We start from the raw sequence: 15878 nt of genomic DNA on the forward strand, positions 1-15878 counted from the left end.
AAACCGGGCCGTGCCGATCGTGCTACAGATTGTTCTCTCGTCCTACGAGAGCGTCGCCCGGATCCGGTCGACGACGTAGTCGGCCTCGTCGTCCGTGAGACACATCGGGTTGATCGTGAACTCGTCGTCGTCCAGCCGATCGGCGCCGACGAACACGCGCGGGGTCTCCCGCCTGAGCGATCCGACGAGCGCCGTCGCGTCGGTCGCCGCGCGATCGGGATCGACGGTCGCGGCGACCTGGGTGACGGCGTCGGTCTTGTCGCCACCCTCGAGTCGCGTCTCGAGTCCGGGAACGTCGGCGAGCGCCGACCCGAGACGCTCCGCGCGTTCGTGCCACTCTCGGAGCCGGGCGTCGTGGTCCTCCTCGAGAAACAGCTCGAGCGCGCGGATCAGGCCGACGATCTCCTCCTTGCCGACCTTCATCGAGCGGCCGACTCCCTGGCGCGGAACGCCCGGCAACTCGTCGGCGGCGACGAGATCCGACGGCGGATCGTAGACCGCGTCGGCCGCGTGCATGTCCAGGTGCTGGCGGGCGACCGACCGGATCAGCTCCTCGTCGCCGGCGAGGATCCCGGTCGACTGCGGGCCGCGGATCGCCTTCCCGCCGCTGAACGCGACGAGATCGGCACCCTGCTCGATAAACCGCGAGAGATTTTCGACCGGCGGTAGCTCCGCCGCCGCGTCGACGATGACGGGAACGCCGTTGTCGTGGGCGATTTCGCAGACCGTCTCGAGCGGCGGCTGCGTGTAGGGTTTTTCCATGTAGGCGACGGCGGCCGTCTCGTCGGTGATGGCCGTCTCGATCTCCCACGGCTCGACGTTCTCCGAGCCGGTGCCGAGGTGGTAGTCGTTCGTCCCGACGTCGACGATCGTCGCTCCGGAAAGGCGAAGGGCGTGATCGTAGCCGTTCCGGTGGGTCCGCGGCATGACGATTTCGTCCGGCACGCCCTCGGTGTCGGGAAGGCGCGCCATCGTCTCGAGGTCGTCGCCGGCGAGACACGCCGCGGCGGCCATCGATAACGCGGCGCTCGCGCCGCTCGTAACGTAGCCCGCGTCGGCGCCGGTCACGTCGGCGACGAGTTCCGAGGCGCGCTGTTGTAAGTCCGAGATGCGGACGAACGCCCGGGACGCCTCGCGCATCGCGTCCGCCGCCTCCTCGCGCATCAGCGACCCGCTGATCCGTGTTTTCGTCCCGGTCGCGTTGATCACGGTCGGCACGCCGAGTTCGTCGTAGATCGTGCGCTCGTCAGACACGTCGAATCACCGAAGGGGATCGAACTGTCATGAGTCGTCGTGTCGTTCGAAAACGGGCGGGAAAAAGCTTCCGTCGCCAAACCGCTCTCGATCCTTGGCGACGATCCTCGAGGCCGTCTCGAGCCGCGGCGCCTCTCGTAACGAAATCGATCGTTCGAGGCGCTATTTTATAGTGAAGACTGGTGTGGATAAACTATATTACCGCCGGCGCGAATGTGTGAATTGATGACAGGCGACAAGAGAGGCACGACTAGCGGGAGCTGGTACGACGGAACCCTGTGTTCGGTAGCGGGGCGAGTCGTCGACGGCGACGTCTCGCGTCGGTCGGTACTCGCGACGACGGGCGCGGGGATCCTCGGGAGTCTCGTCACCGGAAGCGCCACCGCGGAGGACGACTCCGACGTCGTCAACGCGAAGATGCGGCCGACGATCTGGACCGAGGAGATGCGCGAGAACGCCCGTCGTAACGTCGAGCGCTACGACTGGGCGGCCGCCGAACGCGACGCAGCCGTCGCGAGCGCCGACGAGTACCTCGCGGAGTACACGCTGGACGACCTCTGGCGCACGGTCACGTCCCAGAAGATCCCGCGCGGAGGCGGCGTCGCCTCGTTCCGCGAGGACACGATGGGCGGCTACCACGATCCGGGAACGGATCGACCGTGGAAGATGCGGACGAACACGTTCGAGGAGTACGTCGTCCCGACGAACGACTTCGCCGCCTACCGCGAGAGCGGGCTCGACGACCGCGGGATGTTCGACCCGAACCTCGCGGACGACGACCTCCTGGTCAACGAAGAACACCCCGAGATGGGCGAGGACTGGGGCGTCGACGACGGCACGGGGTGGATCGACGAGAACGGCGACGTCGGCTCGCCCGGCGAACGGATGAACTTCGTCGCCTTCTACAACCACTGGCACGTCTGGCGCCCCGGCGGGATTCTCCGGATCGTACGGGCACTCACCGACGCCTACCTGCTCACGGGCGACCGGACGTACTCTCGAGCGGGAACCGTCCTGCTGGATCGCATCGCCGACGTCTACCCGGGGATGGACGCCTCGGCGTACATGCAGCCCGACTACTGGAACAACCACGGCGGGCGACAGACGGGACGCGTGATCGGCGGCGGGTGGGAGCCGAACCTCGTCCGGGACCTCCTCCGGGCGTACGACGCGTTCTTCCCCGGCATGGACGGCGACGGCGAACTGGTCGCGTTCCTCGACGCGAAGACCGAGGAGTTCCCCGGCCTCGAGGCGAAAGATTCCGTCGGGAAGATCCGCGAGAACATCGAGGACAACTTCGTCCGCGAGATGCTGCCGGCGGCGAAGAGCTCCGACCTCGTTCCCGGTCGCGGACAGCTCTCCGCGGTGGCGATCTCGGCGCGCGTCCTGGACGAACCCGACGGCTACACCGAAGAGGCCATCGAGTTCGTCTTCCAGCCGGGCGGCGAGCGGTTCGTCGGCGACGTCTGGAACCGCGAGCCCGAGAACTGGATCACGACCGGAGGCGATCTCCTCGTGCCGATCGTCGACGTCTGGGACCGCGACGGCTACTCCAACCAGTCCGCACCGCTGTACAACCGCATCGAGATGTCGTCGATCCGCCAGGTGGCGGAGGCGCTGAAGGGCTACGACGCCTTCGACGGCGCCGACCTCTACCAGCACCCGAAGTTCCGACACGCGCTCCGCCAGAACTCCCACCTGCTCCTGATCGACCGCCACACGCCCGAGATCGGCGACACCCATCCGAACCGTGACGGCAACTACCTCAGTCAGTCCGCGATCGAGGACGGCTACGAAGTCACGGGTGACGAGATCTTCGCCCAGCTGTGGCACTTCGCGAACGGGTACTCGACGGCGGGGATCGACGGCGACGTCTTCGACGCCGATCCGGGAGGAATCAGCGACGAGATCGAAGCGATCGTCGACGCCGAGGGACCGCTCGATCTGCCGAGCCAGAACCTGGCCGGCTACGGCTTCGCCGCCCTGCGCGACGGCGAGAACTATCTGAACGAGTCGTTCGGGATCACCTCCGACTTCTCGAACCTGTTCGCGGCGGCGTCGACGGAAGTCGACGATAGCTTCGACGAAGCTATCCAGCTCAACGCGGACAACCCCGGCGAGCGGTGGGAGTTCGAGTTCGACGTCGACGCGAGCGGCGAGTACGACCTCGAGATCGAGGCGCTGTTCGTTTCGACGTACGGGATCTACGACCTGTACGTCGACGACGAGAAGATCGACACCGTCGATTTCTACAGTTCGTCGTTCGATCGCGAGACGATCACGTACAGGGTAGAGCTGACGGAAGGGACCACCACGATTCGCTTCGAAAACGTCGGGAAGAACGAGGAGTCGGGTGGCTATCGGATGGCCGTCTACTACCTCGAGGTCTTCGACGAGACGGACCGCGAGCGCAGGGCTCGAGCGGTCGAGTTCGGAAACGCGAAGCGCGCGTTTTGGCTCTACTACGGTCGTAACAGCATCAACGGCGGCGGAAGCGCTCACAGCCACGGCGATACGCTGAATCTAGGCGTCGCCGCTGACGGCCTTCAGCTCTCGCCCGACCTCGGCTATCCCGAAGAAACCGGTGACTGGCCCAAGCGACGACACTGGACGGCCAACACGATCAGCCACAATACCGTGACGGTCGACGGACAGCGACAGGATCCCCAGTGGGTCGCCGATCCGCGTCACTTCGAGGGAAGCGACGACCGGGTGAACCTGATCGACGTCGACGCGCGGCACGCGTACGAGCAGTGCGACGAGTACCGCCGCACGACGGCGATGATCGCGGTCGACGAGGAACACTCTTACGCGGTCGACTTCTTCCGCGTCGCCGGCGGCGACGACCACCACTTCAGCTTCCACGGCGCGAAGGGCGAGGCGAGCGCCGAGGGCGTCGACCTCGTGGCCCAGGACGGCGGCACCTACGCCGGAGTGGACGTTCCGAAGCCCGACTACGGCGAGGACACCGAGTACAATCGGGCGGTCGGCAGCGGCTTCAACTACCTCGACGACGTCGAACGCGACGCCGATCCCGGCCGGAAAGTCGCCGTCGACTGGGACGTCGAGGATCACTGGAACAACCGCGACGACGGTGCGGACGGCGTCCACCTGCGACTGACCGCGTTCGGCGAGTTCGACGAAGTGGCGCTGGCCGACGGTCATCCACCCGCCCGCGGCGGCAACCCCGAATCGCTCCGATACGCGCTGATCCGCCGCAGCGGCTCCGACCTCGAGAGCACGTTCGTCTCGACGATCGAGCACTACGACGGCGACCGCGTCGTCGACTCGATCGAGGAGGTCGACGTGACCGGCGGCGATGGTCGCGCCGTCAAGGTCGAACTCGCCGGCGGCCGAACCGACTACGTCGTCTGCGCGTTCGACGAGCGAGGGACGGTCACCGTCGACGAGACGTTCGAGTTCCGGGGCTTCTTCGGCTGCTACTCGCTCGAGGACGGCGACCCCGAGTACGCGTACGTCCAGGACGGCACGCTGCTCGAGCCCGTCGACGGGCGACCGCTGATTCAGGAATCGCAGGGGTTCGTCCGCGGGTTCGTCGAGGACTTCACGCGGGAGATGAGCCTCGAGAACGAACTCGAGCTCCGGATTCCGGACGATCAGCGGACGCTCGAGGAACGCATCTCGGATTTCGTCTACGTCGACAACGACGCGTCCGATAGCTGGCGGGGCAACCGCTACGAGGAGCACCAGCCGGTCGAGAAGCGAGGTCAGCGGGGGCAGGGCAACGGTGCGTACCCCGTCGAGGGCGTGACCGTCGGCAGCGGAAACGAAGTGACCGTCGACGTCGGCGAACGGACGTTCATCCAGCAGTTCGCCGATCCCGACCGGCTCGAGGACGGCGGCTACGAGTACATCGTCGGCGTCGGCGACGACGTCAGAATCCCGCTGACTGCGACCTGGACACGGGCGTAGGGGCGAGGTTCACACTCGTCGAACCGGTCGCAGCGTATCCAGTTCGGCGCACGCTCCGCCCGGATCGGCCAGCCGAGGAGGAAACGGTCGCGGACTCCGCGCATCTTCTTTCGCAGCGGTAGCAAAAACATCATATCGTCTACATAGTTTTCTGAAATAATGAACACAGGGAAAAGTTCTATTATCGGTGAATCTCATGTGTGTGGTGATGTCTCGCAATGAACGGAGCGGGAAGCGCAGTGACTGGGACGACGAGCGTCGTGCGGTAACCGACCGAACGACCGGTTTCGAGGTCTCGAGACGATCCCTGCTGGCGACGACCGGTGGCGGGATTCTCGCGGGGCTCACCGCCGGAACGGGAGCAGTGTCCGCCGATTCGGACGCGGTCAACGCGAAGACGCGAACGACGCTCTGGACCGAGGAGATGCGCGAGAACGCCCGCAACAACATCGAGCGCTACGACTGGGCAGCGACCGAGCGGGATAGCGCGGTCGAAAGCGCCGACGAGTACCTCGCGGAGTACACGCTGGACGATCTCTGGCACATGGTCACCTCTCAGGAGATTCCGCGCGGCGGCGGAACGACGCACGTCCGTGAACTGATGGGGTGGAGCTGGACCGGCGTCGGGATCGACCGCGGTCTCGACCGGCCGTGGAAGATGACGACGGCGACGGGGGAGTACGTCGTCCCGACGAACGACTTCGCCGCCTACCGCGAGAGCGGGCTCGACGACCGCGGGATGTTCGATCCGGATCTCGCGGACGACCAGTACCTCGTCAACGAGGAACACCCCGAGATGGGCGAGGACTGGGGCGTCGACGACGGCACGGGGTGGATCGACGAGGACGGCGACATCGGCGACGAAGGGCAGCGGCTGAACTTCGCCGCGTACTACAACCACTGGTACGTGTGGCGGCCCGGCGGAATCCTCCGGATCGTCGAAGCGCTCGCCGACGCCTACCTGCTCACCGGCGATCGGAAGTACTCCCGGGCGGGAACGGTACTCCTCGATCGGATCGCCGACGTCTACCCGGAGATGACCATCTACGACTATCCGTTCACGGAGTACTGGAACAGCACCGGCGGACGCGGAACTGGCAAGGTGATCGGCGCGACGTGGGAGTCGAACCTGATGCGTCCGATCATCCAGGCCTACGACGCGTTCTTCCCCGGGATGGAGGGCGACGACGAACTCGTCGCGTTCCTCGACGCGAAGACCGACGAGTATCCCGGTCTCGAGGCGAAGGATTCCCTCGAGAAGATCCGCAAGAACATCGAGGACGGGATCCACCGAGAGATACTCCCGGCGGCGGAAAACTCGGATATCGTCCTCGAGAGCGGCGGGTACAGTGCGCTCGCACAGTCCGCGCGCGTGCTGGACGAACCCGACGGCTACACGGCGGAGGCGATCGAGTGGATCTTCCAGCCCGGCGAGGAGCAGTTCGTCGGAGACGCGTGGGACGAAGAGCCCGAGAACTGGATCACCACCGGCGGAAACATCCTCGCGCCGCTGGTCGACGTCGTCGATCGGGACGGCTACAACAACAGGGGCTCCCCGATGTACAACCAGATCCGGCAGACCTCGTTCCGAGAGGCCGCGGATCATCTCCAGGGGTACGACGGATTCGACGGTGCCGACCTCTATCAGCATCCGAAGTTTCGGCAAACGCTTCGACAGAACACGCACCTGCTGCTTCTCGACCAGTATCTCCCCGAGATCGGCAACGCCCATCCGAACCGGAACACGGACTACCTCTCCACGAACTCGATCGAATCGGGGTACCGGGCGACCGAGCGGGACGTCTTCGCCCAGCTGTGGCACTTCGTAAACGGCTACACGACGACGGGTATCCGCGGTTCGATCTTCGACGCCGACCCCGAGGGAGTAGCCGACGATATCCAGGCGGTGATCGACGCCGAGGGACCGCTCGACCTGTCGAGTCGAAACCTCGCCGGGTACGGGTTCGCGGCGCTTCGTGACGGCGAGAACTATCTCAACGAGTCGTTCGGGACCACCTACGACACCTCCGAACTGTTCGCCGAGGCGTCCACCGACGTCAACGACAGCTTCGACGAGGCCATCCAGCTACAGGCCTACGAGGAGGGCGAGTGGTGGGAGTTCGAGTTCGAGGCCGACGAGGAAGGCGAGTACGACCTCGAGATCGAGGCGCTGTTCGTTTCGACGTACGGGATCTACGACCTGTACGTCGACGACGAGAAGATCGACACCGTCGACTTCTACAGTCCGTCGTTCGATCGGAAGACGATCACGTACACCGTCGAACTGACCGACGGGACCACCACGATGCGCTTCGAAAACGTCGGGAAGAACGAGGAGTCGGACAACCACCTGATGGCGCTGTACTACCTCACGCTGATCGACGAGAGCGAGCGTGAGAACAGGGACGCCGCGTCCGAACTCGGCAACGCGAAGCGAGCCTTCTGGCTCTACTACGGCCGCAACGACATCGCGTATCACAACCACAGCGATACGTTGAACGTCGGCGTCGCCGCCCACGAACTCGAGCTCTCGCCCGATCTGGGATACGTCGAGGCCACCAGCGACTGGCCGAAGGGGCACAACTGGACGATGAACACGGTGAGCCACAATACCGTCGTCGTCGACGAAGCGGAACAGGGCACTCAGTGGGTGGCACGCCCCCGTCACTTCGACGGCGATGACGATCGGGTCAACCTCGTCGACGTCGAAGCGCCGCACGTCTATCCGCAGACCGACGACTACCGACGGACGCTCGCGATGGTCGCTGTCGACGAGGAACACTCCTACGCAGTGGACTTCTTCCGCGTCGCCGGCGGCGACGATCACCACTTCAGCTTCCACGGCGCGAAGGGCGAGGCGAGCGCCGAGGGCGTCGACCTCGTGGCCCAGGACGGCGGCACCTACGCCGGAACGGACGTGCCGAAGCCCGACTACGGCGAGGACACCGAGTACAACCGGGCGATCGGTAACGGGTTCAACTACCTCGACGACGTCGAGCGCGACGACGACCCCGACCGAAAGGTCGTCGTCGACTGGGACGTCGAGGATCACTGGGGCCACCGCGACGACGACGCGGACGGGGTCCACATGCGACTGACCACGTTCGGCGAGTTCGACGAGGTCGCCCTCGCGGACGGACACCCGCCACAGCACAGCGGCAACCCGGAAACGTTGCGGTACGCGCTGGCCCACCGCAGCGGCTCCGACCTCGAGAGCACGTTCGTCTCGACGATCGAGCACTACGACGGCGACCGCGTCGTCGACTCGATCGAGGAGGTCGACGTGACCGGCGGCGACGGTCGCGCCGTCAAGATCGAACTCGCCTCCGGGCGGACCGACTACGCCGTCTGCACCTTCGGGGAGGTGAGTACGGTGACCGTCGACGAGACGTTCGTGTTCCGGGGCTTCTTCGGCTACTACTCGCTCGAGGACGGCGACCCCGAGTACGCGTACGTCCACGACGGAACGCTTCTCAGCCCCGTCGACGGCGAGCCGCTCGTCCGGGAATCGTCCGGTTACGTCCGGGGATTCGTCGAGGACTTCACGCGGGAGATGAGCCTCGAGAACGAACTCGAACTCCGAATTCCGGACGATTCACGCCAGATCGACCGCAACACGGGGTTCGTCTACGTCGACAACGACGATACCAACCCCTGGCGCGGACGGCCCGAGCCCCAGATCCCGGCCATCTCGGGGCCCCGGGGTCGCGGTAACGGCGCGTACCCGATCGAGGACCTCGAGGTCGGCCGCGGGAATACGGTCACCGTCGACGTCGGCGAACGGACGTTCATCCGGGAGTTCAGCGACCCCGATCAGCTCGAAGACGGCGGCTACGAGTACATCGTCGGCGTCGGCGACGACGTCAGAATCCCGCTGACCGCGACCTGGTCGCGGGAGTAGCCGCGATCCGCGAGGAACTCGAGACGCGGTACGCTTTTCTGACACCGCGGCGAGCGGCGTCGCGTCCGATTCTCGAGCGTGACTCGCGACTATCGGTAGCCGAACGAAGTCGATTCGACCTCTACCGGTGGAGCCGGTCGAGCACCGTTATCCGTCGTTCGACCGCCGAGCCGCGTCGAGACGGCCGGTGTGCGGACTGTTTCGGAAGAACGAACGGCTCCACTACGACGATGCTCGTCGGAGATACTCGAGATCCCCCTCGATCGCCGTCCGGTACGGACGGTCGTCGTCGACGAACTCGACGTTCACGGAGCCGGAAAAGCCGACGTTCTCGAAGGTTTCGAGCAGTCGATCGATATCGAAGAACGCCTCCTCGAGCGGACAGCGGTCGCGGGAGCCGCGTTCCGGAACCGCCTGCACGTGGATATTGTTCGAGATCGGCGCGAGATCTCTCGCCTCCTCGACCAGCGCGTCCGGTGCCATCGAGAACGCGGGCTGCCAGTTGAGCTGACAGTTCTCCCGGTCGACCGACTCGACGAGCCGTCTCGCTCCTTCGCCGTCGTTCGTGAGCGTGTTCGCGTGCCTCTCGACGGTGACGCCGAGTCCTCGATCGGCCGCCAGCCGACTCGCCCTCGAGAGATCCTCGACCGCCTGTTCCCAGTGGCCCTCGTCGTGATCGCCGTACTCCTGGCTGCCGGCCCAGACGCGGATCAGGTCCGCCTCCAGCCGGCGGGCGATCTCGAGTTCGCGCTCGACGATCTCGTCGAACTCGGGCGCGCCGACGCGCAGGTACGAGCCGTAGACGGGGATCTCGACCGACGCCGCTCGAGCGGCGTCCCGGATCGACCGACACGTCTCCGGATCGCCGTCTCCGACGTGATCTTGCCCCCATACTTCGACGCCGTCGTAGCCGGCGTCGCCGGCGTCGCGAATGACGGAGTCGACGCTCGCTGCCTGGTTCGAAATCGTACACAGTCCGATCTGCATGAACGAGGCGTGAGAGCGCGTCGGCTAAACTGTTTCGCCGTCCGAACGTACCGGTCACCGATACCGCGAGAGATCGGCGCCGTCCCAGTCGGTTTCCCGGTCGGCGAGCGCCGGCAGGAGCTGTGGAATATCGAACTCGCCGACGATCCCGTGGACGTTCAGCCGATGGTCGACCGGGATCTCCTCGGTCGTGGCCTGCTCGTAGAACGACGGCAGCGGGTCGACGGCGGAGAGCGACCGAATCGACGGATCGACGACCGCAGCGAGTAGCGCGTGGATTCCCCAGAGTCCGTGACCTTCGACCGCGATCGTCGTCTCTCCGTCGAGTCGCGACTCGAGGTAGTCGGCCGCACGAAGAACGTCGAACGTCTGGAGCGCGAGCAGCGACGTGCCGAGCATCAGCGCGTCGGACGCGAGCTTGTTGACCGTTCCGTGGTAGTCGTCGTACCCGCCGCCGTTTTGCTGTCGGGTATTCACGTTTCGGGAGCGAACCCCGCCGACCCCGCGGGGGTCGGCGACGACGACGGTCCCGTGGTCCCGCGCGAGCGATCCGATTTCGTCGCATCGCTCCTCGATCTCGTCGGTTCCCTCCTCGAGCAACAGGACGAGCGGCTCCTCGGACTTCGCCTCGTCCGCGGTCACGACGACGGCCGTGACGACGATATTGCGTTCGCTCAGGAAGAAGACCTTCTCCCAGGTCACGCCGTCGTCGGTCCCCGTCTCGATCGTTCGCGGGTGCAGTTCGGGCCGCTCGCGCTCGAGATCGAACCGATCGACGAGTCGCTCCCGGAGCTGACGGGCGTACGCTCCCTCGTCGTCGACGTTCGGAGCCGTCGCCGCCTCCGGCGCGGTCTCGCGGACGTACTCGCGGTTCAGGTCGACGACGGTTCTCCCGTCGGGGAAGGCGTCCCTGACCTCGCCGGCGGCGGTACACTCGAGCCGGTCCTGATCTTCGGTCGCTGGATCGCCCGTCTCGAACGTCGGCGGCTCGTCCGCCAGGTGGCGTCTGAACCAGTTGACCGTCGCCTCGCGGAGCTCCGGGCCGAAGCCGTGAGTCGACTCGGCGACGGTCAACTCGAGCGCGTCGCCCTCGTCGTACAGGTCGTACACCCTCGAGGCGCGCTCGTACGACTGGTGCGTGCCCTCGATGCAGAGGAAGTCCGACTGCGCGGCCCCGATCAGCGCCGGTTTCGGCGCGAACGCCAGCAGGAAATCGTCGTACCGGGGGCCGCGGTCGATCGCGCGGTGGACGATCTGTTCTCCGTCCTGTCCCTGACCGGTCTTCATGTACGCCTCCTTCGACGTGATGAAACAGCACGGGACGGCGGCGGCGATCCGGTCGTCGGCCAGCATGAGGTAGCTGGTCTGCATCCCGCCGCCGGAGTTGCCGGTGACGCCGAGGCGATCGGGGTCGACCTCCGGCCGCGACTCGAGGTAATCGAGCGCGCGGATCCCGTCCCAGACGAAGTACCGCGCGACGTTCGCCCCGGCGAACGTGCACTGGCGGGCGAGGTAGGTGTGCTCGAGCGTGTTCGTCCGCGGGTAGTCACGAGAATCGTCGGAGACGGGGATCGATCCCGTCTCGGGATCGTAAAACTGGTGGCGTTCGCCCTGGCCGATCGGATCCATCGCGAGGACGACGAAGCCGTTGCGAACGAGGTCGATACAGCCCTGCTGGTAGCCCTCGGCGGTCTTCGCGGTGGCGGCGTGACCGCAGACGAACAGGACGGCGGGGCGCGGTTCGTCGGGCGATGCCCCGTCCGGGACGTAGACGTTCGTCGTCACGTGGAAGCCGGGCAGGCTCTCGAAAATCACCTTTTCGACCGTGTAGCCGTCGTACTCGAGTCGCCCGGTGCACGTCGCGTTCAAGTCCGTTCGCTCCTCGGGCAGTCCGCCGATCGCCTCGAAGAAGTGCTCGCGAACGCGCTCGCGGTGCGCTTCGGCCGCCGATACCGAGTCGATCGCCGCTCGCCGTTCGTCCTCGCGTTCGAACTGCGGGTCGGCCAGCTCGCGGAGGTATCGCGGAAGCTGGTTCTCCACGTCGTAGTAGCCGTCGACGTTCTCGTTAAACTGGTGCATCGAATAGTCCGATACTAGCAGTACGGCGGATTATAAGTTCGGGTCCTCAGGGCCGGTCGATCACGCCGCGGCCCTCAAGGTTGGCGACGTCCGCGAGCCACTCGAGACACTCCTCGTACGCCGCTACCGTTTCGGGGTACACCGCCTCGTCCGCGTCGGACAGGGCTCGAAGCGTCTCGAGCGCGTCTTCGTAGTCGTCTCGAGCCTCGCGCGGCGTTCGGTCGCCGAGCGATCGGTGCGCGCGGGCCGGCGGCGACGGGACGTTCTCCCCCTCCGTCGGGAGGATCGTGCCGCCGAGTTCGCGGTAGACGTCGAACCCGCCGGGAACGAACGGGCCGAGCGCGTGTCGCGTCAGCGCCCTCGAGAACGACGACCGATCCGCGACGGGATCGGGGTTCCAGAGTCGATCCGCGAAGACCGGAATCGCCGACGGCAGCGCGCGCTCGAAGTAGTCGCGGGTCTCCTCGCTGGAGGGCTCCCACGCCAGGAGTTCGCCGCCGATCACCCGCTCGGCTCGCGCGTCCGGAACGGACGGGCGACTGCGCGGCTCCCAGCCGAGCACGTACTCCTCCGAGATCCAGCCGTTGACGTAGGCCGCGTACACGTACGAGTTGACGACCTCGAACTCCTCCTCGAGAAAGCGTTCCAAGCTACACCCTTCGACCGGACCGCGCCCCTCGCCGGCGACGCGCCAGAACTGCACCAGCGCGTCCCGCGGAAGGGACGGCGAGTCGGCGATGTCGATCTGGTCGTTCCAGAGCATCATCCGGCGGTCGTGCGCCTCGAGCGTCTCGTCGACCCGGCGAACGAACCCGTAGAAGTGCTCGGCGAGCGTCTCAGACCCCTCCTCGGCCATCCGCTCGGCGCAGACCGAACACTCGTCCCACGAGTGGCCCATCGCCCACTCGTCGCCGCCGACGTGCACCGTCTCGAAGGGGAACAGGTCGATCACCTCCTCGAGCAGCGTCTCGACGAACTCGTCGGTCGCCGGCGTCCCGATACACAGCGTTCCGTCGCTCGGCTCTCCGTCCGCGACGGCACACTGGAGTTCCGGGTACGTCTCGAGGACGTGGCTCGCGTGACCCGGGACGTCGATCTCGGGGAGGATCTCGATGCCGCGGCGGGCGGCGTACTCGAGGAGTTCCTCGATATCCGCGGGGGAGTACGCCGGCCGCTCCTCGCCGTCGGGACCGCGGTTCAGTTCGGGGAACGCCTCGGATTCGAGCGCGTACGATTCGTGATCGAGCAGGTGCAAGTGGAGCCGGTTCAGCTTCGCCCGCGCGGCCTGGTCGATGCGCCGCTTGACGCGCTCGACCGAGAGGAAGCCGCGCGCCGGATCGAGCATGAACCCCCGCCACCGGGTCGCGGGCCAGTCGCGGATCTCGACGGCCGGGAACCGCCACGAGCCGTCGCGGCGCTCGAGGCCGCCGAGGACGGTCTGGCAGCCGTGACGCAACCCGTCGACCGTCGGCGATCGAACGACGATGCCGTCTCCGTCGGCCTCGAGGACGTACCCCTCCGGATCGTCGAACGCGTCCGAGGGGGCGTCGTCGATCGTCAGGCGGAGGGCCGGATCCGCGTCCGACCGGACCGCCCGGGCGTTCGTCTCTCGCTCGAGGAGGTCCACCAGCAGCGTCCCGGCCGGCTCCGCGTTCTCGTCGGACGTCCCGACCGTAAACGGGGGCTCGAACCGAACCGTCTCGCCGGTCAGATCGACTCGACGCGGTCGGGGAACGATCCCGAGTTCACGTGCGCACATGTGGTACGTGTTGGCAAGGAAGAGGGCCAACTTAACGATTTTCCATCGAACGAGAGAACGGTGCTTCCGCCTCCGGAGAAACTCGGATATCGAGGGGCGTTCAACGGTCGACGACGCTTTCCTTCGCGTACTCCCGGAGGTTCCGGTGGTCAGCCATCGTCGTCGACCGGCCGTAAAGCCGGACCTCCCGAAGGTCGCCGACGAGTCCGTTCCCCAGCAGGTAGGCGTCCTTCGCGAGCGTCCAGGAGGCGTTCGGATCGGCGAACGCGATCGGACCGCCGAACGACGCTTCGTCGACGGTGGTCCCGTCCACGCGTAACTGCATCGTCCCGGCGTCGGGGTCCCACGCGCCTTCGACGAACCGTTCTTCGCCTTCGACGAGACCGTTCCACGACGTCGAAACGGTCGACGTTTCGTCGGCCAGCGAGAACTCGAGCCCCCCGGTCGTCTCTCGTGCGACGTCGAGTCGAATCCCCCCGCCGAACTGCAGGATCGTCTGGTCTCGGTCGACGTCCCGCGTTCGGACGAGCGCCGACGCGGAGACGCCGGCGCGAACCGCCCGTTCGGCGAACAGGTCCAGGCCGAGCGTCACGCCGACCTCGCCGTCTCCGTCGATCCGTCCGTCGACCGCGTCGGTCGGCAACCCGCGCAGGACGGTCTGGGAGCCGTGCATGCTCTCGTAGGAACCCTCGAGCCAGAGGACGGGACAGTCGTCGCCGGCGTTCGCGGGGACGACAGGCCGGATCGGCGTTCCGACGGGGTTCTCGCACACCGAGCGGACGGACCACGATCGCCCGCCGGTGTCGGTCTCGAGGCGTTCGACGGCGCGGTAGCCGTCCGCCGAGACGCAGGCGTAGGCGACGGTCGGATCGTCGGGGTCGAGCGCGACGCCCGCCGAGTAGTGCCCCTCGACGCCCGCAGCCTCGACGTATCGGCCGGCGTCTCGGAGGTGGTGATCGCGCCACTCGCCCTCGACGGCGTCCCACCGGGCGTACCGATACGCGTGGGCGAGCGTCGACGGAAACGTCGCGTAGACGACCGCCGGCTCCCCGCGCTCGCCGACGCTCGCGTCCCAGACCCAGGCGTCCTCGCCGCCGGGCGCCGCGGAGTCGTAGACGCGTTCGAGGTCGGAAACCGTCACAGGTAGTTCCGATTCGGTCGCGATCGGCTCCCCGTCGGCCGCGAAGAGCGTTCCGTCCTCGAACGCGGCGTACAGGACGTGGTGCTTCGGCGCGTCCCCGCCCCGCTCGGCGTCGGTGAAGAACAGGTGGATCGTCTCCTCGGTCGCCGCGTGGACGAAGTACGTCCCGTAGTGTCCCTCCGGTGCGGTCACCAGCCTCGTCTGCTCGCTCCAGGAATCGCCTCCGTCGACGGAGCGACGGTAGTAGACGTGACCGTCACCCATGTACCCGTACGGATCGTCGGTGGCGTCGGTCGTGACCGTCCGGTCGCGGTAGAAGAGGTAGATCGGCGCGTTCAATTCCCCCTCGAGCTGAATCGGATTCGGATAGGTGACGCACTCCTGCTCGATCGTCCGGAGTGGTCCGAACTCGGAGGGGTCTTCGGGCGCCGTCGAGCGGCGATAGTGGATCGAGCCGCCGTTGTGCCCCGACCAGAAGACGAGTAGCCGGCCGTCCCGTCCGACGAGTACGGACGGACTCGTGTGATCGTCGGCCGAAAACGACGACTCGAGCGTCGCCCGTTCGAACTCGCCGGACTCGTGGTCGAAGCCCCCGATCACGATGTCTGTCCCCGTCGGGCCGCCGAGGTAGCCGACGTACGTCCGATCCCGTTCGTTCGCGTACCTGACGGCGCGCGGGTTCGTGAACCAGATCCATCGCGCATCGCGACCGTACCGACCGTGGTTCGCCAGCAGCGACTCGTCCCACACCGTTCCGCGGTGAGATCGGACGGCCGGCCAGTAGCCGAGCAGCCCGTCTCGAGGCGGCGAAAGCGGCGGCATAC

General features: G+C 66.6%; 7 protein-coding genes. 2 read left to right on the plus strand and 5 right to left on the minus strand.

The genetic code is table 11. From position 1 onward, the window contains the following. Positions 1 to 42: 42 nt before the first annotated feature. The gene (locus NED97_RS20055; RefSeq protein WP_252490854.1) at positions 43 to 1254 is read right to left on the minus strand and encodes an aminotransferase class V-fold PLP-dependent enzyme; all 1212 of its coding nucleotides are present in this window, start codon (positions 1252 to 1254) and stop codon (positions 43 to 45) included. Between the two features lie 225 nt (positions 1255 to 1479). Here NED97_RS20055 and NED97_RS20060 point away from each other — a divergent pair, with 225 nt between their 5' ends. Further along, positions 1480 to 5187 carry a heparinase II/III domain-containing protein gene (locus NED97_RS20060; RefSeq protein WP_252490855.1) on the plus strand — a complete coding sequence of 1236 codons (3708 nt, stop codon included), beginning with the start codon at positions 1480 to 1482 and terminating at the stop codon, positions 5185 to 5187. 208 nt (positions 5188 to 5395) lie between these two features. Next, positions 5396 to 9088: a heparinase II/III domain-containing protein gene (locus NED97_RS20065; protein ID WP_252490856.1), complete on the plus strand. Its 3693-nt coding sequence runs from the start codon at positions 5396 to 5398 to the stop codon at positions 9086 to 9088. A 222-nt stretch (positions 9089 to 9310) separates the two neighbouring features. On the opposite strand, the gene NED97_RS20070 is transcribed toward NED97_RS20065, so the two are convergent. The 4 genes from NED97_RS20070 to NED97_RS20085 all read right to left on the minus strand — a co-directional run bounded on the left by NED97_RS20070 (position 9311) and on the right by NED97_RS20085 (position 15876). Continuing rightward, a complete protein-coding gene (locus NED97_RS20070; RefSeq protein WP_252490857.1) occupies positions 9311 to 10075 on the minus strand; it encodes a sugar phosphate isomerase/epimerase family protein in 765 nt (254 codons plus the stop codon). 54 nt (positions 10076 to 10129) lie between these two features. After that, a complete protein-coding gene (locus NED97_RS20075; RefSeq protein ID WP_252490858.1) occupies positions 10130 to 12154 on the minus strand; it encodes an alpha/beta hydrolase family protein in 2025 nt (674 codons plus the stop codon). 46 nt (positions 12155 to 12200) lie between these two features. After that, positions 12201 to 13913, minus strand: a complete 1713-nt coding sequence (locus NED97_RS20080; protein ID WP_252490859.1) for a family 20 glycosylhydrolase — start codon at positions 13911 to 13913, stop codon at positions 12201 to 12203. 100 nt (positions 13914 to 14013) lie between these two features. Beyond that, complete coding sequence (locus NED97_RS20085) at positions 14014 to 15876, minus strand: BNR-4 repeat-containing protein (protein WP_252490860.1); 1863 nt, start codon at positions 15874 to 15876, stop codon at positions 14014 to 14016. Positions 15877 to 15878 lie beyond the last annotated feature (2 nt).

Source organism: Natronococcus sp. CG52 (assembly GCF_023913515.1).
Lineage (GTDB): Archaea > Halobacteriota > Halobacteria > Halobacteriales > Natrialbaceae > Natronococcus > Natronococcus zhouii.